Origin of the sequence: Streptomyces sp. Ru73, assembly GCF_002920575.1 — a bacterium.
In the GTDB taxonomy this organism is placed as follows: Bacteria; Actinomycetota; Actinomycetes; order Streptomycetales; family Streptomycetaceae; genus Streptomyces.
Genome location: NZ_PQSQ01000039.1, coordinates 18,281 through 40,108 on the forward strand (window position 1 = coordinate 18,281; position 21,828 = coordinate 40,108).

The window sequence follows — 21,828 nt, forward strand, 5'->3', positions numbered from 1 at the left end:
GGACGGCCGTTGCCGTACCGAGAAGACGCGCACCCCGGACGGAGCAGAACCGTTTCCGCGGGGCGGAGGACCGTTTCCGCGTGGGGTCCTTTCCGTACGGCGCGGGGCCGGGCGATCCGCTCGCCCGGCCCCGCACTGCGCCCCCGTGGGGCACCGGGTCACGCCTCCGCGGCCGCCTTGCGCAGTTCGTGCTCCAGGTCCTCCAGGGCCATGCCCTTGGTCTCCGGGGCGTACCGCTTGCAGAAGAGCAGCGACAGCACGCACAACACGCCGAAGGTCCAGAACGTGACCGCGGCGCCCGCCGCGTCCAGCAGGACCGGGAAGAGCAGCGCGACCGCGAAGTTGACCAGCCACATCACGAACACCGCAGCGCCCATGGCCAGTCCGCGTACCTTCAGCGGGAACATCTCGGCGAGCAGCAGCCACACCCCGGTGTTCAGCGTGGCCTGCATGAAGGCCATGTAGACCACCATCAGGCCGAGCACGAGGTAGCTGACCGCGGTGGACTGCGGGAGGTGGAAGGCCGCGCCCAGAAGGGCCAGCGAGACGGTCATCCCCGCCAGGCCCCAGATCAGCATCGGGCGGCGGCCGACCTTGTCGATCAGCGACATGCCGATCGCGGTGGCGGCGACGGAGATCGCGCCGACCGCGATGGTGGCGGTGATCGCGGCGTTCGTGCCGAGACCGGTGCCCAGCAGGATCTTCGGCGCGAAGTAGATGACCGCGTTGACGCCGGTGATCTGCTGGACGACCGACAGGCCGATGCCGACCAGGAGCAGGCGGCGTACCCACGGGGTGCGCAGCTCCTGCCAGGCGCCGCGCTGGGCGTTCTCCTCCAGGGCGCGCGCCTGTTCGATGCGGGCCAGCTCGTCGTCCACCTCACCGGCCGGCAGGGTGCGCCGCAGGACGGCGCCCGCCTCCCCGGTGCGCCCCTTGCTCATGTACCAGCGCGGGGTGTCCGGGAGGAAGAACAGGCCGATGAAGAGGGCGACGGCGGGCAGCGCGGCCAGGCCGAGCATCCAGCGCCACGCCTCCCAGTGCGCGAGCACCGCGTTGATGAGGTACGCCAGCAGCTGACCGCTGACGATCATCAGGGAGTTGAAGGAGACCAGCCGCCCCCGTATGTGCGGCGGGGCGATCTCCGAGAGGTACAGCGGGGTGATGACGGAGGCGCTGCCCACGGCGAGCCCGAGGACGAAGCGCGCCGCCACCATGAAGGCGACCGTGGGCGCGAGCGCGACGGCGACCGCGCCCGCGATGAAGACCGCGCCCGCCCACAGCAGGGAGTTGCGGCGGCCCAGCCGGTCGGACATCCGGCCGCCGGCCAGGGAGCCGAAGGCCGCGCCGATCAGCAGGGCGCTGGTGATCACGCCTTCGCCGAGGGAGGTGAGGCCGAAGTGCTCCTCCATGAAGGGCAGGGCGCCGGAGACGACTCCGGTGTCGTAGCCGAACAGGGCGCCGCCGATGGCGGCGATGGCGGCGATGCCGACGATGAAGCGTTTCGCGCGGGCGGACGCGGTGCGGGAATCGTCCTCCCGCACCGTTGCCACCGTTCTGGTCGGTGCGGCGGCCATGGGATCAGCTCCAGTGGCGGGAGACGTACTCGTCGATCTTGGCGCGCATGAAGCGCGAGGACTCCTTGGCGCGCTCCTCCCAGGCGAAGACGGACGAGACGAGGGTGCCGTCGAAGCCGTTGGCGGCCAGCTCCCGGAACAGCTCGTCGAAGTCCACCTCGCCCTGGCCGATGTCCAGGTGCTGGTGGACGCGGACGGTCGAGCCGGGCGGGTTGACGATGTAGCGCAGCCCGGAGGAGCCGGTGTGGTCGAAGGAGTCGGCCAGGTGGACGGCGGTGGTCAGGCTGCCCGCGTGCTTCAGGATGCCCGGCGCGTCGTTGCCCTGATGGAAGGTGTGCGGCGCGCAGTACAGGAAGGACACCAGCGGGCTGTTGATGCCGCGGATCATGTCGACGGCGGCGTGGCCGTCCTCGATGAAGTCGTCCGGGTGCGGCTCCAGGGCGAGCGTGATGCCCTCCCGCTCGAAGACCGGAAGCAGCTCCTCCAGGGAGCGCCAGAACTGGCCCTCACTCGTGGCGGCCTTCTCGGGGCGGCCGTTGAACTCCGAGTTCATCGCGGAGACGCCGAGGTCGGAGGTGATCCGGATGGCCCGCTTCCAGTAGCGGACGGCGGCCTGGCGCTCGTCCTCGTCCGGCGATGACCACTTGTACAGCGGGAGCACGGAGGAGACGCCGACGCCCGCAGCGGCCAGCTCCTTGCGGAACTTCTGCACGGTGCCGTCGTCCACGCGCGGGTGGAGGAAGAACGGGTTGAAGTCCTCGCGCGGCGACAGTTCGATCCACTCGAAGCCCAGCTCGGCGACGAGGCCCGGCAGTTCCAGCAGCGGGACGTTCCGGAACATGTACGGGTCAAGGGCGATCTTCACGGGAGGGGCAGCCTTTCGGTGTACGGGGGAGGGGTTCCGGGCCCGGTCGCCCTGCGGGTGGCGGTCCGGGCCCGTGAGCCGGTGCGACGGGCGGCTCAGCGGTACAGGGCGGGGCGCTCGGCCAGTTCGACCGTGACGCGCTCGCCGGTCTCCTGGGCGCGTACGCCGGCCTCGCAGACCGCGGCGGCGGCGTAGCCGTCCCAGGCGCTGGGGCCCTCGACTTCGCCGTGGCGGGTGGCGTTGACCCAGCGCTGCACCTGGCGGTCGTAGGCGTCGGCGAAGCGCTCCTCGAAGCCGGGGTCGATGGCGCCGCCCCAGCCGGTGGTGGTGTTCGCGATGACGCCGTGGTCGTCGCCGATGCGGGCGGTGCCGTCCGTGCAGACCGCCTCGCACGTCACCTGGTAACCGAAGCCGCAGTTGACGAAGAGCTCGGTGTCGACGAGCCGGCCCGAGGCGGTCTCGAAGAGGATGAGCTGCGGATCGCGCAGGCCCTCGGGCGCCTTGTCGGTGGCGGCCGGGAAGAGCACGCGGACGGCGGTGATCTCCTCGCCCAGCAGCCAGCGGGTGACGTCGATCTCGTGCACCGCCGAGTCGTTGATCATCATGGCGTTGGTGAAGCCGGGCGGGCAGTTGGGGTTGCGGTGCTTGTTGTGCAGCATCAGCGGGCGACCGTACGCACCCTGGTCCAGCCGCGCCTTGAGCTTCATGTAGTCGGCGTCGTAGCGGCGCATGAAGCCGACCTGGACGCGGCGGTGCCCGAGCTTCTCCTCGGCCCGTACGACGCGCAGGGCGGACTCCGCGTCCGGGGTGAGCGGCTTCTCGCACAGCACCGGCAGGTCCCGCTCGAAAGCGGCGAGCAGGGTGGCCTCGTGGGCCGGGCCGGGGGAGGCGATCAGCACGGCGTCGACCGCCGGGTCGGCCATCGCGGCGGCCGGGTCGGTATGGGGCGTACAGCCCTCGATGCCGTCCGCGACGGCCTTCACGCGGTCGGCGTCGATGTCCACCACGGCGGCGACCCGTGCGCCGCTGATCACGTCGTTGAGGCGGCGCACGTGGTCCGAGCCCATCCGGCCGGTGCCGATGACCGCTACCCCGAGCGTTCCGTGCTGCGTCATGTTCGTGCTCCTCGTGTTCGGTAGGACGTGGCCCACGAAGGGGCGGGGACTACGCGCCGCAGGAACGCAGGAAGCGGCGGGTGCGCTCGGCGATCGGGTACGGCTGGGTGGGCGGGCAGGGGTACATGTCCTGCTCCACGATGGCGAAGAGGTCCACGTCCAGGGCCTGCGCGGCCTCCAGGACGGGCGGCAGGGCCGGCACGCCGAGCGGCGGCTCGCACATCACGCCCTGCTTCACGGCGGGCCCGAAGGGGGTGCCGTTGGCCTGGACGTCGGCGAGGATGTCGGGGTCGACCTGCTTGAGGTGGAGGTAGCCGATCCGCTCGCCGTAGGTCTTGATCAGCTTGACGTTGTCGCCGCCGCAGTAGGCGTAGTGGCCGGTGTCCAGGCAGAGGTTGACGAGATCGGAGTCGGTGCCGTCGAGGAAGCGGACGACGTGCTCCTCGGTGTCGATGTGGGTGTCGGCGTGCGGGTGCACGACGATGTCCAGGCCGAATTCGTCGCGTACCTGCTTCGCCAGCCGCTCCATGCCGCCGGTGAGGTGCTTCCACTGCTCGGTGGTCAGCTCGCTCGGCTCGATCAGCTCGGCGGTCTTGTCGTCGCGCCAGAACGACGGAATGACGACAAGGTGCTTGGCGTCCATCGCCTTGGTCAGCGCGGCCACCTCGCTGACGTGCTGCCAGGTCGCGTCCCAGACGTCGGGGCCGCGGTGCATCGAGGTGAAGATCGTGCCGGCCGACACCTTCAGGTCACGCTTGGCGATCTCGGCGTGGAGTACGGCAGGGTCGGTCGGGAGGTAGCCGTACGGCCCCAGCTCGATCCACTCGTAACCGGCCTCGCTGACCTCGTCCAGGAAGCGGTCCCAGGGGACCTGCTGGTCGTCCTCGGGGAACCAGACGCCCCAGGAGTCGGGCGCCGAACCGATGCGGAGCCGGTCCAGACGGGGCACGTCTGCGCTGGGTACGGACATGGTGCGGCTCTCCTCTCACCGGTCGGCAGCGACCGGGAAGGGACGGGGTGGGGTTGTGGTCGCTCAGCCTTCATCGGCGCACCGAGCCTGTCAAGACTTCGTCCTGACATAAGGACTTAAGGACTTTGTAACCCGCGGTGACTCGGTCATCATCCCATCGTTGACGTCAGAATGTAAGGACAAACTGTTGACAGGGTGAGAGTCGTCCCGTTAGACCTGTGGTCGGAGCCGACCTGGCCGGGGCCGACAGCGGGCACCGGCGGACTCGAAGGGGCGCACATGACCGAGCCGACCGACACCGGCCGCTTTGACCTGATCACCATGGGGCGCATCGGGGTGGACATCTACCCGCTGCAGACCGGCGTCTCGCTGGCCGACGTGGAGACGTTCGGGAAGTTCCTGGGCGGCTCGGCCACCAACGTCGCGGTCGCCGCCGCACGCCAGGGCCGCCGCACCGCGGTGATCAGCCGTACCGGTGACGACCCGTTCGGCCGCTACATCCACAACGCGCTGCGCGACTTCGGCGTCGACGACCGCTGGGTGACGCCCGTGGCGCAGTACCCGACCCCGGTCACCTTCTGCGAGATCTTCCCGCCCGACGACTTCCCGCTGTACTTCTACCGCCGCCCCAAGGCCCCCGACCTGGTCATCCGCCCCGAGGAGCTGGACCAGGACGCCATCCGGGCCGCGCGGGTCTTCTGGATCACCGGCACCGGCCTCTGCGAGGAGCCCAGTCGCTCCGCGACCCTCGCCGCGCTGGAGGCCCGCGCCAAGTCCGGTACGACCGTCTTCGACCTGGACTGGCGGCCGATGTTCTGGGGCGGCCGGGGCGGCGCCTCCGGTGACGGCGGCGAGACCGGCCCGCAGGCGATGGCCAACGCACGCCCGTACTACGAAGCGGCGCTGGCGCACTCCACCGTGGCCGTCGGCAACGTCGACGAGGCCGAGGTCGCCACCGGCCTGCGCGACCCGAAGGCTTGCGCCCAGGCGCTGCTGGACATGGGTGTCGAGCTGGCCGTCATCAAGCAGGGCCCCAAGGGCGTGCTCGCCGTGCACCGCGACGGCCGCAGCGCCGAGGTGCCGCCCACCCCGGTCGAGGTCGTCAACGGCCTCGGCGCGGGCGACTCGTTCGGCGGCGCCCTCGTGCACGGCCTGCTCTCCGGCTGGGAGCTGGAGCCGATGATGCGGTACGCGAACGCCGCCGGCGCCATCGTCGCCTCCCGTCTGGCCTGCTCCTCGGCCATGCCGACCACCACCGAGGTCGAAGCGTTCCTCGCGGAGCGCTGACCACACCGCCGCACCCGCCCGCGCGCACCGCACGGGCGCTCAAGAAGGTGAGTTACGCCTTGACCACACCGCTCTCCGACCTCGTGCGGCTGCGGGCCCGGCACCCCGAAGCCGTCGCGGAAGCCGCGGCCCGCCGCACCCGCCGCCCCCTCATCGGCGACAGCGGCCGGCTGATGATCGTCGCAGCCGACCACCCCGCGCGCGGCGCACTGGCCGTCGGCGACCGCAAGCTGGCCATGGCGGACCGCTTCGACCTGCTGGAACGGCTCGCGCTCGCGCTGTCCAGGCCCGGCGTCGACGGGGTGCTCGGCACCGCCGACATCCTGGAGGACCTGCTCCTCATGGGCGCCCTGGAGGGCAAGGTCGTGATGGGCTCGATGAACCGCGGCGGCCTCGCCGGCGCGTCCTTCGAGATGGACGACCGCTTCACCGGCCACCGGCCGCAGGACATCGCCCGGCTCCGCTTCGACTGCGGCAAGCTCCTGATGCGCATCGACTACGACGACGCCGGATCCCTGGACACCATGGAGTCCACGGCGCGCGCCATCGACGCCATGGCCGAGCGGGAACTGCCCACCTTCGTCGAGCCGTTCATCTCCCGCCGCGTCGACGGCAAGGTCAAGAACGACCTGAGCGCCGAGGCCGTGACCAAGTCCGTCGCCATCGCCTCCGGGCTCGGCGGCACCTCCGCGTACACCTGGCTCAAGCTGCCGGTCACCGAGGACCCCGAGGACATGGCGCAGGTCTGCGAGACCTCCACGCTGCCCACGGTGCTGCTCGGCGGCGACATCTCGGCCGCCGACCAGGACGCGACGTACGAGAAGTGGCGCAAGGCCCTCCACCTGCCCACCGTGCAGGGGCTGGTGGCCGGACGCTCGCTGCTCTACCCCGTGGACGGGGACGTGGCGGGGGCTGTGGATACCGCCGTCAGCCTTTTGTGACCGCGGCTGTCGCAGAAGTTGTCCACAGGCCCTGTCACCGTCAGTGATCAGTAGGAGACTTGACGCCATGAACGCCGAACCCCGCTTCCACCGCCCGGCGGGCACCGCCGCCGACGGCCCGTACGCCCTCGACATCCACCCCAAGAACGCCGGCTGGGGCTACTCCTCCCTCCGCGTGCTCGAGCTTCCGCCCGGCGGCCACCACGACTTCGCGGCCGGCGACAGCGAGTGGATCGTGCTGCCGCTGTCCGGCGGCTGCACGGTCGCCGTCGACTCCGGCGAGGAGTTCCGCCTGACCGGCCGCGACAGCGTCTTCAGCGGCGTCACGGACTTCGCGTACGTACCGCGTGACGCGCACGCCGGCATCGCCAGCGAGACCGGCGGCCGCTTCGCGCTCACCGGCGCCCGCTGCGAGCGCCGGCTGCCCGCCCGCTACGGCCCCGCCTCCTCCGTCCCGGTCGAGCTGCGCGGCACCGGCAACTGCTCGCGCCAGGTCAACAACTTCGGCGCGGCCGGGGTCTTCGAATGCGACAAGCTCATCGCCGTCGAGGTGCTCACGCCCGGCGGCAACTGGTCCTCCTACCCGCCGCACAAGCACGACGAGTGCCGCCCCGGCGAGGAGTCCGAGCTGGAGGAGATCTACTACTTCGAGATCGCCGCGGCGAACGGCAGGCCCGGCCTCGGCTACCAGCGCGTGAGCCCCTCCGGCCATGGCCAGAACACCGACGTGCTCGCCGAGGTCCGCGGCGGCGACGTCGTCCTCATCCCCGACGGCTGGCACGGCCCCTCCATCGCCGCGCCCGGCCACGACATGTACTACCTCAACGTCATGGCGGGCCCGGGCGAGGCCCGCGAGTGGCTCATCTGCGACCACCCGGACCACGGCTGGATCCGGGGCACCTGGGCCGAGCAGCCCGTCGACCCCCGCCTCCCCCTCTACAGCGCACCCGCAGGAGAAGCCCGATGACCGCCCCGACGACGCGCCGCCTCACGGTCGCCCAGGCCCTGGTCGAGTTCCTCGCCCACCAGTACACCGAGCGGGACGGCGTACAGCACCGTCTGATCGCCGCCACCTGGGGCATCTTCGGCCACGGCAACGTCGCGGGCCTCGGCCAGGCGCTGCTGGAGTCCCAGGCATCGATGCCCTACCTCCAGGGTCGCAACGAGCAGTCCATGGTGCACGCCGCCGTCGGGTACGCCCGCCAGTCCGACCGGCTCTCCGCGCACGCCGTCACCACCTCCATCGGCCCCGGCGCCACCAACCTCGTCACGGGCGCCGCCCTGGCCACCGTCAACCGCCTGCCGGTCCTGCTGCTGCCCGGCGACACCTTCGCGACCCGCCCGGCCGAGCCCGTGCTCCAGCAGCTGGAGGTGCCGTACGCGGGCGACGTCTCCGTCAACGACGCGCTGCGCCCGGTCTCCCGCTACTTCGACCGGGTCACCCGCCCCGAGGCGCTGATCCCGGCGGCCCTGCAGGCCATGCGGGTGCTCGCCGACCCGGTCGAGACCGGGGCCGTCACCCTGGCCATGCCGCAGGACGTCCAGGCCGAGGCGTTCGACTGGCCCGAGGAGTTCTTCGCCGACCGGGTCTGGCACGTCACCCGGCCGCAGCCGGACGCCGGCGCGCTGGCCGCGGCCGTGCGCGCCATCCGCTCCGCCGAGCGGCCGCTGCTGATCGCGGGCGGCGGCGTCCACCACTCCGAGGCCGAGGAAGCGCTGCGCGCCTTCGCCGACGCCACCGGCATCCCGGTCGCCTCCACCCAGGCCGGCAAGGGCTCGCTGCGGTACGACCACCCCGCCGACGTGGGCGGCATCGGGCACACCGGCACCGCAACGGCGGACGCGCTGGCCCGCGAGGCGGACCTGATCATCGGCGTCGGCACCCGCTACACCGACTTCACCACCGCCTCCGCGACCCTCTTCGCCCGCCCCGGCGTCCGTTTCGTCAACCTCAACATCGCCTCGTTCGACTCCCACAAGCTCGGCGCGCATTCGGTGATCGCCGACGCCCGCGCGGGCCTGGAGGCGCTGACCCGCGAGCTGGCCGGACACCGGGTGGAGAAGGCGTACGAGGAGGCGTACGGCGCGGCCAAGGCCGAGTGGGAGCGGCTGGTCGACACCGCGTACCTGACCGGCCCCGACGACACGCGGCCGAGCCAGACGCAGGTGCTCGGGGTGCTGGACGCGACCGTCGGCGACGACGACGTGATCATCAACGCGGCCGGCTCGCTCCCCGGCGACCTGCACAAGCTGTGGCGCGCCCGGTCCCGCCGCCAGTACCACCTGGAGTACGGCTACTCCTGCATGGGATACGAGATCCCGGCGGCGATCGGCGTCCGGCTGGCCGCCCCGGACCGCCCGGTCTGGGCCCTGGTCGGCGACGGCACGTACCTGATGATGCCCACCGAGATCGTGACCGCGGTCCAGGAGGGGATCAACATCAACCTCGTCCTGATCCAGAACCACGGCTACGCCTCCATCGGCGGCCTCTCGGAGGAGACCGGCGCCGAGCGCTTCGGCACCGCCTACCGCTTCCGCGCGAAGGACGGGACCTACACGGGCGAGCCGCTGCCGGTGGACCTCGCGGCGAACGCCGCCTCGCTGGGCATGGACGTGATCCGCGCCGCGACCGTCGCCGAGCTGCGGTCCGCGCTCGCCGCCGCGCGCGCCTCGGACCGCCCCACATGTGTCTATGTCGAGACCGAAACGGCTGACACTGTGCCGGGCGCGCCGGCCGCCCAGGCCTGGTGGGATGTTCCCGTTGCCGAGACCGCGACGCGTGAGGCGGCGCTCCTGGCGCGCGAGGAGTACGACCGCCAGGCGGCCGGGCGCCGCCGCCACCTCTGACCTCAGCCGAAGCTTTCGTCCCCAGAAAGGCCCCGCACATGAAGACCCTCAGCCACTGGATCGGCGGCAAGCCCGTCGAGGGCATCTCCGGCAACCACGGTCCGGTCTACAACCCGGCCACCGGTGCCCAGGAGAAGCAGGTCCCCTTCGCCTCGGTCGACGAGGTCGACGCCGCGGTCGCCGCGGCCAAGGCCGCCTACGCGACCTGGGGCAGCAGCTCGCTCGCCAAGCGCACGGCGATCCTCTTCAAGTACCGCGAGCTGGTCGACGCGCACCGCGAGGAGATCGCCCGGCTGATCACCGCCGAGCACGGCAAGGTGCACTCCGACGCCCTCGGCGAGGTCGCCCGCGGCCTGGAGATCGTCGAGCTGGCCTGCGGCATCTCCGAGAAGCTCAAGGGCGAGCTGTCCACCCAGGTCTCCACCCGCGTGGACGTCTCCTCCATCCGCCAGTCGCTGGGCGTCGTCGCCGGCATCACGCCGTTCAACTTCCCCGCGATGGTGCCGATGTGGATGTTCCCCATCGCCGTCGCCTGCGGCAACACCTTCGTCCTCAAGCCGAGCGAGAAGGTGCCCTCGGCCGCCCTGAAGCTGGCCGAGCTGGCCGCCGAGGCGGGCCTGCCCGACGGCGTGCTGAACGTCGTGCACGGTGACAAGACCGCCGTGGACCGCATCCTGGAGCACCCGGACATCGCCGCGGTCTCCTTCGTCGGCTCCACCCCGATCGCCCAGTACATCCACACCACCGGCACCGCCAACGGCAAGCGCGTGCAGGCCCTGGGCGGCGCGAAGAACCACATGCTGGTCCTGCCGGACGCCGACCTGGAGCTGGCGGCGGACTCCGCGATCAACGCCGCGTACGGCTCGGCCGGCGAGCGCTGCATGGCCATCTCCGTCGTGGTCGCGGTCGGCGACACCGCCGACCCGCTGATCGAGAAGATCAAGGAGCGGGCCGGGAAGCTGCGCATCGGCCCCGGCGAAGACCCGGCCTCCGAGATGGGCCCGCTGATCACCAAGGCGCACCGCGACAAGGTCGCCTCGTACGTGACCGGCGCCGCGGCCCAGGGCGCGACCGTCGCCCTCGACGGCACCGGCTTCACGGTGGAGGGCCACGAGGACGGCCACTGGATCGGCGTCTCGCTGCTGGACAACGTCACGCCCGAGATGGACTGCTACCGCGACGAGATCTTCGGCCCGGTGCTCTCCGTGGTGCGCGTCGACACGTACGACGAGGCCATCGCCCTGATGAACAACTCGCCGTGGGGCAACGGCACCGCGATCTTCACCCGGGACGGCGGCGCGGCCCGCCGCTTCCAGCTGGAGGTCGAGGCCGGCATGGTCGGCGTCAACGTCCCGATCCCGGTGCCGGTGGGTTACCACTCCTTCGGCGGCTGGAAGGACTCGCTCTTCGGCGACCACCACATCTACGGCAACGACGGCGTGCACTTCTACACCCGCGGCAAGGTCATCACCACCCGCTGGCCCGACCCCGCCGACGGCGGCATCAACCTGGGTTTCCCCAGCAACAGCTGACGGCCGCTCAGCCGGTGGCCGGCCACAGCGGACGGCCGGCCGCTACCGACGCCCGCCGAGGGCTGACGGGTCCCGCCGGCGCGGGCCGGCGGGACCCGCCACAGGCCCGTCACGGCTCGCGGATCTCCGCCAGATAGGAGGCCGCCGCCTCCGGGTCGGTGAGCCAGTGGCGGAAGTCCGCCGGATCGGCGTAGCCGTTGACGAAGCGGTGCGCGATCGCCGGGCAGTGTGCGGCGGCCGACAGCAGCCGCCGCACATGCTCCGGGGGCGGCCGGAGCATCGCGTTGGTGAACTCCGTCGCGTACTGCGCGTGGTCCCAGAAGAACTCGAAGGTCCGCTCCATCCAGGCCCGGTCGAAGGGGGCGCTGCCGCGCTCCCTGATCGCGCGGAGGTAGCGGGCGGCGCAGCGGGCCGCGTTGTTCGATCCCTGCCCGGTGACCGGGTCGTTGACGACGACCGTGTCCGCCATGCCGAGGACGTACCGGCCCGGGCCCACCTTGGCGACCGGGCGCCGCACCGTCGGCGTGACCGCGCCGTAGAGCGTGCAGCGCGCGTCCGTCGGCTCGGCGTTCCGGCACAGCTCGTACTCCACGGGCACGTACCGCCGCAGCAGGGCCAGTGTGCGCTCCAGGCAGCCGGCCGGGTCGGGCCGGTCCTGCCAGCAGTCGAAGGGGCCGCCCGGCAGCCCTTCGAAGAAGACGATGTCGCACAGCCCGCCCGTGGTGAGCGCCGGGATCACGAACACCTCCCCGGCCTCGGCCGAGAGGTGCGACCTGGCCTGCGGCGCCGGGTGCTCCGGCGGATGCCCGACCCCGTGCAGGTAGATGCAGGCCAGCGCGCGCTGCGGCCGGTCGTACGGGGAGCGCGCGGGGTCCCGGCGGAAGAGCCGGGCGAGGTCGCCGCGGCCCGCGGCCACCAGGGTCAGGTCATGCCCCGCGGCCAGCGCCGCCAGCCGCCGGGTGTCGGCGGCGCCGTACTCCACCCGGCCGCCGCGCGCCTCGTACAGGTCGAGCCAGTCGGCCATCTTCACCCGCTGGTCGACGGACTGCGCCTCCTCGTCGAAGCGGCCGGTGAACCGCAGCGCGGGGGTGCCCGGCGGGTCCCAGACCGTGGCCTGCAGGGCCGTGATGCCGGGGGCCTTGCCGTCCCAGGCGTTCAGCCCGGCCGCCCGTTCCAGGCCCAGCGCCGGGCCGAACATGATCTGGGTCGACATCACCCGGCCCGCCCGGATCTGCTCCGGCGTGCGGTCCGAGACCACGGTCACGTCGTACCCCTCGGCGAGCAGACCGTGGGCGAGCTGCAGCCCGGCCTGCCCGGCCCCGACGATGGCGATGGAACGCATGCCGCCTCCCCCCGCGGCCCGGATGCGGCGCCGGACCCCTCTTTCAGTTGTACTTGCGGGGCGCACGCGGTGTACAGATCCGCTACGGTGCGTGCGCTGTACTGCGGTGATCGTGGTACGGAGCAGCACCGCAGAGCCGGCACGACGGAATGGAAAGACGGGGGCGAAGATGCCGAACAGTACGGTCCTCAGCAAGGGGGCGCGGATCACCGCGGGGGTGTTCTGCACGCTCTTCCTGCTGAACAGCGCCACATGGCTGGCGATCGACATGGCGGAGCACGGGTTCGGGGCGCTGTGGGACTCCTGGACGGGAGCCGGGCCGCACATCGACGGCGCGGTCACCGACCCGTACACCGTCGGCCTGCTGGCCGTACAACTGGGCGCGGTATGGGCGGCGTTCACCGGCGCGCGGGCCGCGGGCGGCCTGCTGGCCGTGGCGACGACGCTGACGTTCACCTCGGCCGTCCAGGTCTTCATCAGCACCGGCCAGCACACCGGGGACAACCGCTGGTTCCTCGGCGACGTGGACATGGACACGGACACGTTCCTGAGCGTCTTCATCATCAGCGGCCTGCTGATCCTGCTCGGCCTCGCCTCCTGCGTCGTGGTGCTGGCCGGACTGCGCACCTGGCCGACGCGGCGGCCCAGCGATCCGCCGGCCCGGCCGCTGCCCGCCGCCGCGGTGACCGGTGCGGTCCTGTTCGGGCTGCTCGCACTGTGCGGCGCGGCGTGGAACGTCGCCGTACTGCTGCAGACCGGCGGCGGGCAGCTCGACGTGGTCTACCTGGGCCACGGCGTCCTCTCCGCGCTGACGAGCATCGGCCCCGGCTGGTCCGCCGTCACCTTCCTGCTGCTGTCCGCGGTCGCGGCCCTGCTCTGCGGAATCCGCGGGGTGTCGGCGCGCGGCTTCACCCTCGGGCTGGCACTGGTCCTGCTGCCGACCGCGCTGATCAGCCTGATCGCCCTGCTCGCCGGCGGATACTTCTTCGACCTGGGCGCGGCCCAGCCCTTCCAGGCGGTGCTGTCCCGGGTGCAGGTGCTCCTGGAGGTCTTCGGCTCGGCCGCCGTCCTGGTCCTGATGGGGCGTCCCGGCATGCCCGTCGCCGAGGAGTGGTTCCCGCCGGCGCAGCCGGGCCCGGCGCAGTTCGTGATGCCGGGGCAGCAGCAGTACGGGGCCCCCGGCCAGCCGCAGCCGGGCTATGCCCAGCCCGGGCAGCCGCAGCCCGGTTACGCCCAGCCGCAGCCCGGGTACGGGCCGCCCGCCGCACCGGCCCCGGGCTACGGCCCGCCCGCCGGACCGCCGCAGGCACCGCAGTCCCCGCCGGTGCCCCCACAGGCTCCGCCCATGCCGTACGGCACGCCGCAGGCCCCGCCCGCCCCGCCCGGCGGCGGTTTCGGGCCGCCGCAGGGCTGACCCCGGGGCCGCGGGGGCCGCACCCGGAGCAGCCCACACGGCTGATGCGGAGGTCACAGGGCTGACCCGGAGATCACGGGGCACCCCCGTAGGGTGAACGCCATGGCTCTGAAGCTTCCCCGGCCGCGCGGCCGGCGGCTGGTCGTGCTCCTGGTCGTGCTGGGCGTCCTGCTCGGCGGCGGCTCGTGGGCGGCCGGCGCCGCGTCCGGTGACGCGGCTCCCGCGGTGCACCGCGAGGACCACGTCCTGTCGCTGCCCGAGAAGCCCGGCAGCAAGTCCACCGTCCGCATCGACACCTCCTTCTTCACCAGCACGGCGGAGTCCGGCCGCCGGCCCGCCGTGCTGGTCGGCCACGGCTTCGGCGCGAGCAAGGCCGCGGCGGCGGGCCAGGCCCGGCAGCTCGCGCGGGCCGGGTACGCCGTCCTCACCTGGTCGGCGCGCGGGTTCGGGCACTCGACCGGCAAGATCGGGCTGAACGACCCGGAGGGCGAGGTCGCCGACGTCAGCCATCTCATCGACTGGCTGGCGAAACGCCCCGAAGTGCAGCTGGACAAGGCCGGTGACCCGCGCGTCGGGATGACCGGCGCCTCGTACGGCGGCGCCATCGCGCTGCTCACGGCGGGCCACGACCACCGCGTCGACGCCATCGCGCCGCAGATCACTTACTGGAACCTCGCCGACGCGCTCTTCCCCGACGACGTGTTCAAGAAGCTGTGGGCCGGTTACTTCTTCACCACCGGCTCGGCGCCCGTGACCACCAGCGTGCCCAATCCCGCACGCGGCGTGGCCTGCCACCGGTTCGAGCCGCAGCTGTGCCGGATGTACGAGCGGGTGGCGGTCTCCGGCCGGCCGGACGCCGCGGCCCGGAAGATGCTGGAGAGCCGCAGCCCGCAGGCGATCGCCGACCGCATCAAGGTCCCCACCCTGATCGCCCAGGGACAGTCCGACTCGCTCTTCCCGCTCGGCCAGGCCGACGAGATGGCCAGGGCGCTGAAGAAGAACGGCGCGCCGGTCTCCGTGGACTGGATCGAGGGCGGCCACGACGGCGGCAACCGCGAGGAGGCCCGCGTCCTGGCCCGTACGGAAGCCTGGTTCGCGCGCTACCTGAAGGGCGACCGCGGCGTGGACACCGGCCCGGCCTTCCGGATCAGCCGCACCGGGGGAGTGGACAGCGCGGACGGTGCCTCGCGGCTGCGCGGCGCGAGCGGTGACCGCTATCCGGGGCTGCGCGGCGACCCGCGGTCCGTGCCGCTGGCCGGCCGCGCGCAGGTCCTCGCCAACCCCGCGGGCGGCGATCCGCCCGCCATCTCCTCCGTCCCCGGCATCGGCGCCGCGCTCGGCGGCCTCAGCGCGCTGGGCAACGGCCCGTCGCTGGACTTCCCCGGCCAGTACGCCCGCTTCGAGTCCGCGGCGCTCAAGAGCCCCGTGCGGGTCACCGGCTCGCCCACGGCGAAGATCCGGGTGACCAGCGACCACGACGAGGCCGTGCTGTTCGCCAAGGTCTACGACGTCGGCCCGGACGGGCGCAGCCAGTTGCTGCCCCACCAGCTGGTGACGCCGCTGCGGGTGACGGGCGCGAAGGACGGCCGTACGGTCTCCGTCCGGCTCCCGGCCATCGACCACGAGTTCGCCGCCGGGCACCACCTGCGGCTGGTGGTGGCCGCCACCGACATGGCGTACGCCTCGCCGGCCGAGCCCGCCGTGTACAAGGTCGCGCTCGCCGGGAAGAACGCGCTGAGCGTGCCGACCGCGCCCGGCGTGCACACCGCGGCGCCCACGCTGCCCTGGTGGGTGTGGGGGCTGCCGCTCGCGGCCCTCGTGCTCGCCGCCGCGCTGCTGCTCACCGGGCGGCGCCGGACCACGCCGCCCGCACCCGACCCGGACCTGGCCGACGTCCCGCTGCGGATCACCGGCCTGACGAAGAAGTACGCGGGCGCCGCCGACCGGTACGCCGTACGGGACCTGACCTTCGGCGTCGAGCGCGGCCGGGTGCTCGGGCTGCTCGGGCCGAACGGCGCGGGCAAGACCACCACGCTGCGGATGCTGATGGGCCTGATCACCCCGGACGAGGGCGAGATCCGGGTCTTCGGGCACGCGGTGCGGCCGGGCGCCCCGGTGCTCTCCCGGGTCGGCGCCTTCGTCGAGGGCGCGGGCTTCCTGCCGCATCTGACGGGCCGGGAGAACCTGGACCTGTACTGGCGGGCCACCGGCCGCCCGGCCGAGGACGCGCACATCGAGGAGGCGCTGCGGATCGCCGGGCTGGGCGAGGCGCTGCAGCGCGCCGTCCGTACGTACTCCCAGGGCATGCGGCAGCGGCTGGCCATCGCGCAGGCCATGCTCGGCCTGCCGGACCTGCTCATCCTGGACGAGCCGACCAACGGCCTGGACCCGCCGCAGATCCGCGAGATGCGGGACGTGATGGCCCGCTACGCGGCCGGGGGCCGGACCGTGATCGTCTCCAGCCATCTGCTGGCCGAGGTCGAGCAGACCTGTACGCACCTGGTCGTCATGGACCGCGGCCGGCTGGTGCAGGCGGGCCCGGTCGCCGAGATCGTCGGGAGCGGCGACACGCTGCTGGTCGGCACGGCGGAGCCGGTGCAGGCGGGGGTGGTGGAGAAGGTGGCGGCGCTGCCGTTCGTCGCCTCGGCCGCCGCGGGCGACGACGGGCTGCTGGTCCGCCTCGACGGCACGGCCGGCACCCCGGAGCTGCTCGCCGAACTCCTGCGGCTGGGCGTCGCGGTCGAGCGCGTCGGGCCGCACCGCCGACTGGAGGACGCCTTCCTCACCCTGATCGGAGGGGACCGATGAGTACCGCAGCACATCCGGCCGGGCCCGCGGCCGGCTACCGCGCGGGCCGCACCCTGCCGCTGCGCGTGGAGGCGCTGCGCCAGCTGAAGCGGCGCCGCACCCTGGTGGTCGGCCTGGTGCTGGTCGCGCTGCCGTTCGTGCTGGCCGCGGCCTTCGCCATCGGCGGCGACCCGGCAGGCCGGAACACCCGGGTGAACCTGATGGACACCGCGACCGCGTCCGGCGCCAACTTCGCGGCCACAGCGCTGTTCGTCTCGGCCGGCTTCCTGCTGGTGGTGCCGGTCGCGCTGTTCTGCGGCGACACGGTCGCCTCGGAGGCGAGCTGGTCCTCGCTGCGGTACCTGCTGGCCGCGCCCGTGCCGCGGACCCGGCTGCTGCTGAGCAAGCTGACCGTGGCGCTGGTGTTCAGCGCGGCGGCCATGGTGCTGCTGCCGCTGGTCGCGCTGGCCGTGGGCACGTACGCGTACGGCTGGGACGCGCTGCGGCTGCCGGGCGGCGGGGTGCTGCCGGCCGGCGACGCGGTGCCGCGGCTGGCGCTGGTGGTGGCGTACCTCTTCGTGTCGCAGCTGGTGACCGCGGCGCTGGCCTTCTGGCTGTCGACGGTGACGGACGCGCCGCTGGGCGCGGTGGGCGGCGCGGTCGGCCTCACCATCGTCGGCAACGTCCTGGACCAGGTCACCGCGCTGGGCAACTGGCGCGACGTGCTGCCGGCGCACTGGCAGTTCGCGTGGGTGGACGCGCTCCAGCCGCAGCTGGAGTGGACCGGCATGGTACAGGGCGCTGCCGTGTCGGTCTCCTACGCGCTGGTCCTCTTCGCGCTGGCCTTCCGCGGCTTCCGCACCAAGGACGTGGTGTCGTAACCGGGCACGGGTGCCGGCCGCCGGGTCCGGCGGCCGGCGCTCAGACCTCCTGTTCCGCCGCGGCGCCGTCCTGGGCGCGGCGGAAGTACTGCTCCTTCTTCTCCTCGCGGACGACGACGCCGAGCGCGGCCAGCTCCTCGCGGAGCTGCGCGGCGTCGGCCGCCCGCCCCTTGCGCAGCGCGTGCGCACGGGCCTTGAGGAGCGCGTGCGCGGCGGCGTCGAGCGCGGGCAGCCCGTCCACCCAGCGGCGGTACTCCTTCGCGTGCGGATCGCCGTCCCGCCAGGGATAGCCGTGCGCCCGGAAGGCGGCGGCGAACCGCGCGCCGTCGAAGTCGCCCTTCAGACGCAGCAGTTCCTCGGTGCGGTGGCCGAGCGCGACGAGGTGCCCGCCGTCCGCGAAGACCGCGCCGATCGCTGGGCGGTGCAGCAGGTGGTCCCGGCCGTCGCGGGTGAGGGTGGCCAGGTCGGGGCCGACGGCCGCGTACACGTAGTCGCGTTCGGCGAGCCGGGCGAGCAGCAGTCCGGCCAGCAGGCCGAGGACCGTGGCGCCGATCGTGGCCTGCGGCTCGGGGAGCGAGGCGAGGAGCCGGAACGGCCCCTGCACCGGCGCCCACGGAAGGGCGGCCACCCAGTCGGCGACCGCGTCCAGCAGCCATCCCAGGACCGCGCCCAGGACCGGGAAGCCGGCCCATACGAAGGCGCGGGCGCCGGTGGTGGGCGCCACCCGTGTCACGCCGTTCCTCGCCGTGTCCTCAGCAGCCATCAGGTGAGCCCTTCCGCTCGGGCCGGGGCCGGGGCGCGGCCCACCAGCCAGTCGATGATCCGGCGCAGTTCCGCCGCGTGCTCCGCCGCGTCGAAGCGGTCCTCGCCCGCGCTCAGGTACGCGGCGTCGACCAGCCGCTGGATCCACCCCGCGACGCGCGCCGGGGGAAAGGCGAGCGGCCGGCCCTCCGCCGCGAGCCGTTCCGCCAGCGTGCCGAGGGCCGCGCGGACGCGGGCCTCGTCCGCGGCGATCATCCGGGCGAACTCGTCGTCCCGGTTGGCCTGGAAGACGGCCGCGGCCAGCAGTCCGGGCACGAGCGGATCGGCGAGGTCGGCGAGCAGGTGGTCCACCAGCCCGTCGAGCCCGTCGCCGGGCCGTGCGGCGGCCAGTGCCCGGTCGCACGCCTCGGCGTTGCGCGGCAGGTCGTCGGCGAACAGTGCGTGGAAGATGTCGCGCTTGGTCGCGAAGTAGTGGAAGAGGGTGCCCGAGCCGATGCCGGCACGGCGGCAGATGGCCGCGGTGGAGGTGCCGTCCACGCCGTGGGCGGCGAACTCCTCGGCGGCGGCGTGCAGGATCAGGGCCCGCTTCCGGGCGTGCTGGACGGGATCGACGGTGCGCACCCGTCAATAGTAGAGCACCTACTCTATTAATGAGGGCGCTTCCGGCGGCGGCGGACGGCGCGCCGTTGGGCCGGGCGGGTGCATGCGCAGCGGGTCGTGCAACCCTCGCCCGGCGGGGCGTGTCTGCTCGGATAGGTCCGCAAATGCGGATGAATTCCGGAAGAAGAGGACATTCGATGATCCGTAAGGCTTCGCGAGCTGTCACCGTCTCCGCGCTCTGTACCGCCCTCCTCGGCGGCGGCCTGACCCTCGCCGCCTCCGCGCCCGCCGCCACCCCGGCCCCGAAGAAGGCCCCGGCCCGCTACAACGCCGAGGAGGTCCACCACTTCCTGGAGGGCTTCTACGGCAACCACGGGCCCCGCCCGTGGGAGCGGAAGCACATGGTCGGCGACGCGCTGAAGAAGCGGGTGGAGAAGAACAAGAAGTACGACGTCCTGCTGTGCGCGCAGAACGCCCCGCGCGACATCGCCATCGGCCGCGTGACCACCGCCCAGTCGGCCCGCGTCGGCTGGGCCACGGTCACCACCATGTGGAACCGCGGCCCGAACCAGCACTTCACCGCCTACGTCGACCTGGACGCGAGCAAGCCCATCAAGCTCACCCAGATCGACTGCAGCCCCGGCCGCCACTGACGGCGTACGCGCGCCGCGCCGGTCCGCTCCCCCCGGCGGGCCGGCCGGTGCCGCGTGGCACGCTCGGTCGGGCGACCGAATTCGACGTATCAGGCACGTATTCTCTCGATATGACCTGGACGAGCGCGCTGAAGCAGACCGCCCGTTCCGGGCTGACTGTCGAACGGGCCAAGCTGACCCCGCTCATCGCCGTCCGCGGGGCGGTCGGGGTCGCCCTCGTCGTCGGCGGATGCCTCTGGCTGGGGTCCCCGGTGCTCGCCGTCTCCGCGGCCTTCGGTGCCTTCTCCGCCGCGATCGCCACCTTCCAGCGCAGCTGGCGGCCGCGCCCCCTGCTGGCCCTGGCCGTCGCGGGCGGCCTGTCGGTCTCCACCTTCCTCGGCTATCTGGCCGCGGCCCACACCGTGCTGTTCGTGCTGCTGCTCGGCGCCTGGACCCTGCTCGCCGGGCTGTGCTGGGCGGTCGGGCCGGTCTCCGGGCTGATCGGTACCCAGACGGTCGCGGTGATGCTGGTGACCGTCACGCTGCCGACCTCCGTACTGGGCGCGCTGGGGCACGCCGCGCTCATCGCGCTCGGCGGCTGCGTGCAGGCCGCGCTCATCGTGCTCTTCCCCGTCCGCCGCTGGGGACGGCAGCGGGACGCGCTGGCCGACGCGCTCGCCGCCGAGGCCGACTACGCGCGCCGGCTGCGGCACGACCCGGTGGCGCCCTTCGACCCGCAGCCCCTGATGGACGCCCGGCTCGCCTCCCGGGTCACGCCCCGTCAGGCCAGACGCCGCCCCGCCCAGCTGCACGGCCCGCGCACCCTCGCCGAACAGGTGCGCCCGGTACTCGCCTCGCTCGCCGACCCGGTCGTCGGCGCCCCGATGGAAGGCCCCGAGCGGGACCGGGTGCGCGAACTGCTCGGCGCCGCGGCGACCGTGCTGGACGCGGTGGCCTCCGCCATCCGGCACGCCCGGCCGGTCCGGCTCTCCTCCGAGGTCATGGACGTCCTGGAAGTGCCGGTCGAGAGCGACATGCTGACCGGCCCGGTGCGCCGCTCGGCCACCCGGCTGCTCAGCCTGCTCGCCGACGCCGTGGAGGCCGCCGACGAACCGGTCGAGCCGACCGGGCCCGTCACCGAGGGCGACCGGCCGCACCTGCTGCGCCCCGCCGTCCACCGGCAGGTCCCGGTCGTGCTGCGGACCGTCCGGCGGGAGCTGCGCTGGTCCTCCTTCGTACTGCGGCACGCGCTGCGGGTCGCCGCCGTCGCCGCGGTCGGCTACCTGGTCGGCACCGCGCTGCCCTTCGGGCACGGCTACTGGGCGCCGCTCGCCTCCGTGATGATCATGCGGCCGGACTTCGCGCAGACCTACCAGCGCGGCATCGCCCGCTTCACCGGCACCCTCTTCGGCGTCGCCGTCGGCGGCGCGGTGATCGCGCTGTTCCGTCCCGGGCCGTACGTCGACGCGCTCCTCGCCGTCTGCTGTGCCTTCCTGATGTACCTGCTGCTGCGCACCGGCGTCGCGGTCACCTCCGCCTGCGTCGCCGCGTACGTCGTCTTCCTGCTCGGCATCGCGGGCGCCGGCTGGGAGCAGACCGTGCAGGAGCGGGTGGTCCTCACCCTGCTCGGCGGGGTGCTGGCCACCCTCTCGTACGCGGCCTTCCCGGCCTGGGAGACCTCGCGGCTGCGCGAGCGGCTGGCGGAGTGGCTGGAGGCCGGCGGCCGGTACGCCGTCGCCGTGCTGGAGATCTACGCGCGGCCCGCCGACCGCAGGCCGCGCCGGGTGCGCGAGGCCCTGCTCGACCTGCGCGCTGCCCGTGTCGCCTGGGTGAAGAGCGGGGAGCGGGCCGGCAAGGAACCGGTACGGCACCGCGGGCTGTCACCGGCCGCAGAGGAGGACGCCGAGTCGGCCCTCAACGCGATGGGCCGGGTCACCATGCTGCTGGAGGCCCATCTGCCGGGCCCGGACGCCGAACCCTCGCCGGGCGCAGAGGCGTTCGCTGCCGAGCTGGGGCCCGCGGTGGAGCGCGCGGCACTGGCCCTCCGGGAGCGCGGCGACATGGACTGGTCAGGGCTGCACGAGCGGCTGGCGGAGTGGGAAGCGGCGGCCGGGGGCCGGGGCGTGGCGCTGCGCGCCGCGGGGCTGCTGGTGGACGCGCTGGACGACCTCGCGCGGGCGCTGAACCGTACCCGGCGATGAGCGGCCGCCGCCGGGCCGAGCGGCGCGCAACTATGCAACGCCGGTAGGGTAGGTAATCGCCCGTTATTGACGTCATTG

The 21,828-nt window shown here is 73.2% G+C and carries 17 protein-coding genes; 10 read left to right on the top strand and 7 right to left on the bottom strand.

Annotated features, from left to right (window positions below):
- Positions 1–158: 158 nt before the first annotated feature.
- From C3486_RS18410 to C3486_RS18425, 4 genes are all read right to left on the bottom strand, one after another.
- On the bottom strand, positions 159–1,574 hold the full coding sequence (locus tag C3486_RS18410) for a sugar porter family MFS transporter (protein ID WP_103833815.1): 1,416 nt from the start codon (positions 1,572–1,574) through the stop codon (positions 159–161).
- Positions 1,575–1,578: 4 nt separating this feature from the next.
- Positions 1,579–2,439 (bottom strand): sugar phosphate isomerase/epimerase, encoded by an 861-nt coding sequence (locus C3486_RS18415; protein WP_103833816.1) that lies wholly within the window; start codon positions 2,437–2,439, stop codon positions 1,579–1,581.
- A gap of 95 nt (positions 2,440–2,534) precedes the next feature.
- Entirely contained in the window at positions 2,535–3,554 is a 1,020-nt protein-coding gene (locus tag C3486_RS18420; protein WP_103833817.1) for a Gfo/Idh/MocA family protein, read from the bottom strand.
- A gap of 49 nt (positions 3,555–3,603) precedes the next feature.
- Positions 3,604–4,524 carry a sugar phosphate isomerase/epimerase gene (locus C3486_RS18425; protein ID WP_103833818.1) on the bottom strand — a complete coding sequence of 307 codons (921 nt, stop codon included), beginning with the start codon at positions 4,522–4,524 and terminating at the stop codon, positions 3,604–3,606.
- A gap of 279 nt (positions 4,525–4,803) precedes the next feature.
- Here C3486_RS18425 and iolC point away from each other — a divergent pair, with 279 nt between their 5' ends.
- The 5 genes from iolC to C3486_RS18450 all read left to right on the top strand — a co-directional run bounded on the left by iolC (position 4,804) and on the right by C3486_RS18450 (position 11,131).
- Complete coding sequence (gene iolC, locus C3486_RS18430) at positions 4,804–5,811, top strand: 5-dehydro-2-deoxygluconokinase (protein ID WP_103833819.1); 1,008 nt, start codon at positions 4,804–4,806, stop codon at positions 5,809–5,811.
- A 59-nt stretch (positions 5,812–5,870) separates the two neighbouring features.
- Positions 5,871–6,752, top strand: a complete 882-nt coding sequence (locus C3486_RS18435; protein ID WP_181138597.1) for a deoxyribose-phosphate aldolase — start codon at positions 5,871–5,873, stop codon at positions 6,750–6,752.
- 67 nt (positions 6,753–6,819) lie between these two features.
- Positions 6,820–7,719 carry a 5-deoxy-glucuronate isomerase gene (gene iolB, locus C3486_RS18440; RefSeq protein WP_103833821.1) on the top strand — a complete coding sequence of 300 codons (900 nt, stop codon included), beginning with the start codon at positions 6,820–6,822 and terminating at the stop codon, positions 7,717–7,719.
- Positions 7,716–9,599 (top strand): 3D-(3,5/4)-trihydroxycyclohexane-1,2-dione acylhydrolase (decyclizing), encoded by a 1,884-nt coding sequence (iolD, locus tag C3486_RS18445; RefSeq protein WP_103833822.1) that lies wholly within the window; start codon positions 7,716–7,718, stop codon positions 9,597–9,599. Before iolB ends, iolD begins: the two co-directional genes overlap by 4 nt.
- Positions 9,600–9,637: 38 nt before the next feature.
- A complete protein-coding gene (locus tag C3486_RS18450; RefSeq protein ID WP_103833823.1) occupies positions 9,638–11,131 on the top strand; it encodes a CoA-acylating methylmalonate-semialdehyde dehydrogenase in 1,494 nt (497 codons plus the stop codon).
- Between the two features lie 109 nt (positions 11,132–11,240).
- Here C3486_RS18450 and C3486_RS18455 read toward each other — a convergent pair whose 3' ends face one another.
- A complete protein-coding gene (locus tag C3486_RS18455; protein WP_103833824.1) occupies positions 11,241–12,473 on the bottom strand; it encodes a styrene monooxygenase/indole monooxygenase family protein in 1,233 nt (410 codons plus the stop codon).
- 169 nt (positions 12,474–12,642) lie between these two features.
- On the opposite strand from C3486_RS18455, the gene C3486_RS18460 reads away from it, so the two are divergent.
- From C3486_RS18460 to C3486_RS18470, 3 genes are all read left to right on the top strand, one after another.
- Complete coding sequence (locus tag C3486_RS18460) at positions 12,643–13,887, top strand: hypothetical protein (RefSeq protein WP_103833825.1); 1,245 nt, start codon at positions 12,643–12,645, stop codon at positions 13,885–13,887.
- A 102-nt stretch (positions 13,888–13,989) separates the two neighbouring features.
- The gene (locus tag C3486_RS18465; protein WP_103833826.1) at positions 13,990–16,695 is read left to right on the top strand and encodes a CocE/NonD family hydrolase; all 2,706 of its coding nucleotides are present in this window, start codon (positions 13,990–13,992) and stop codon (positions 16,693–16,695) included.
- Positions 16,692–17,555: an ABC transporter permease gene (locus tag C3486_RS18470; protein WP_103833827.1), complete on the top strand. Its 864-nt coding sequence runs from the start codon at positions 16,692–16,694 to the stop codon at positions 17,553–17,555. Before C3486_RS18465 ends, C3486_RS18470 begins: the two co-directional genes overlap by 4 nt.
- Positions 17,556–17,595: 40 nt before the next feature.
- Here the strand turns inward: C3486_RS18470 and C3486_RS18475 are convergent, their stop codons facing one another.
- Positions 17,596–18,318: a hypothetical protein gene (locus C3486_RS18475; protein ID WP_219822230.1), complete on the bottom strand. Its 723-nt coding sequence runs from the start codon at positions 18,316–18,318 to the stop codon at positions 17,596–17,598.
- The gene (locus C3486_RS18480) at positions 18,318–18,938 is read right to left on the bottom strand and encodes a TetR/AcrR family transcriptional regulator (protein ID WP_103833829.1); all 621 of its coding nucleotides are present in this window, start codon (positions 18,936–18,938) and stop codon (positions 18,318–18,320) included. The genes C3486_RS18475 and C3486_RS18480 overlap by 1 nt, the downstream gene beginning before the upstream one ends.
- Positions 18,939–19,114: 176 nt before the next feature.
- Here C3486_RS18480 and C3486_RS18485 point away from each other — a divergent pair, with 176 nt between their 5' ends.
- Positions 19,115–19,570, top strand: a complete 456-nt coding sequence (locus C3486_RS18485; protein WP_181138598.1) for a hypothetical protein — start codon at positions 19,115–19,117, stop codon at positions 19,568–19,570.
- 110 nt (positions 19,571–19,680) lie between these two features.
- Entirely contained in the window at positions 19,681–21,750 is a 2,070-nt protein-coding gene (locus C3486_RS18490) for an FUSC family protein (protein ID WP_103833830.1), read from the top strand.
- Positions 21,751–21,828: the final 78 nt, after the last annotated feature.

Bases quoted from the DNA above. Each gene is read 5' to 3' on its own strand.
- C3486_RS18410 (WP_103833815.1), bottom strand. From the start codon at position 1,574: ATGGCCGCCGCACCGACCAGAACGGTGGCAACGGTGCGGGAGGACGAT.
- C3486_RS18420 (WP_103833817.1), bottom strand. From the start codon at position 3,554: ATGACGCAGCACGGAACGCTCGGGGTAGCGGTCATCGGCACCGGCCGG.
- C3486_RS18425 (WP_103833818.1), bottom strand. From the start codon at position 4,524: ATGTCCGTACCCAGCGCAGACGTGCCCCGTCTGGACCGGCTCCGCATC.
- iolC (WP_103833819.1), top strand. From the start codon at position 4,804: ATGACCGAGCCGACCGACACCGGCCGCTTTGACCTGATCACCATGGGG.
- iolB (WP_103833821.1), top strand. From the start codon at position 6,820: ATGAACGCCGAACCCCGCTTCCACCGCCCGGCGGGCACCGCCGCCGAC.
- iolD (WP_103833822.1), top strand. From the start codon at position 7,716: ATGACCGCCCCGACGACGCGCCGCCTCACGGTCGCCCAGGCCCTGGTC.
- C3486_RS18450 (WP_103833823.1), top strand. From the start codon at position 9,638: ATGAAGACCCTCAGCCACTGGATCGGCGGCAAGCCCGTCGAGGGCATC.
- C3486_RS18455 (WP_103833824.1), bottom strand. From the start codon at position 12,473: ATGCGTTCCATCGCCATCGTCGGGGCCGGGCAGGCCGGGCTGCAGCTC.
- C3486_RS18460 (WP_103833825.1), top strand. From the start codon at position 12,643: ATGCCGAACAGTACGGTCCTCAGCAAGGGGGCGCGGATCACCGCGGGG.
- C3486_RS18465 (WP_103833826.1), top strand. From the start codon at position 13,990: ATGGCTCTGAAGCTTCCCCGGCCGCGCGGCCGGCGGCTGGTCGTGCTC.
- C3486_RS18470 (WP_103833827.1), top strand. From the start codon at position 16,692: ATGAGTACCGCAGCACATCCGGCCGGGCCCGCGGCCGGCTACCGCGCG.
- C3486_RS18475 (WP_219822230.1), bottom strand. From the start codon at position 18,318: ATGGCTGCTGAGGACACGGCGAGGAACGGCGTGACACGGGTGGCGCCC.
- C3486_RS18485 (WP_181138598.1), top strand. From the start codon at position 19,115: ATGATCCGTAAGGCTTCGCGAGCTGTCACCGTCTCCGCGCTCTGTACC.
- C3486_RS18490 (WP_103833830.1), top strand. From the start codon at position 19,681: ATGACCTGGACGAGCGCGCTGAAGCAGACCGCCCGTTCCGGGCTGACT.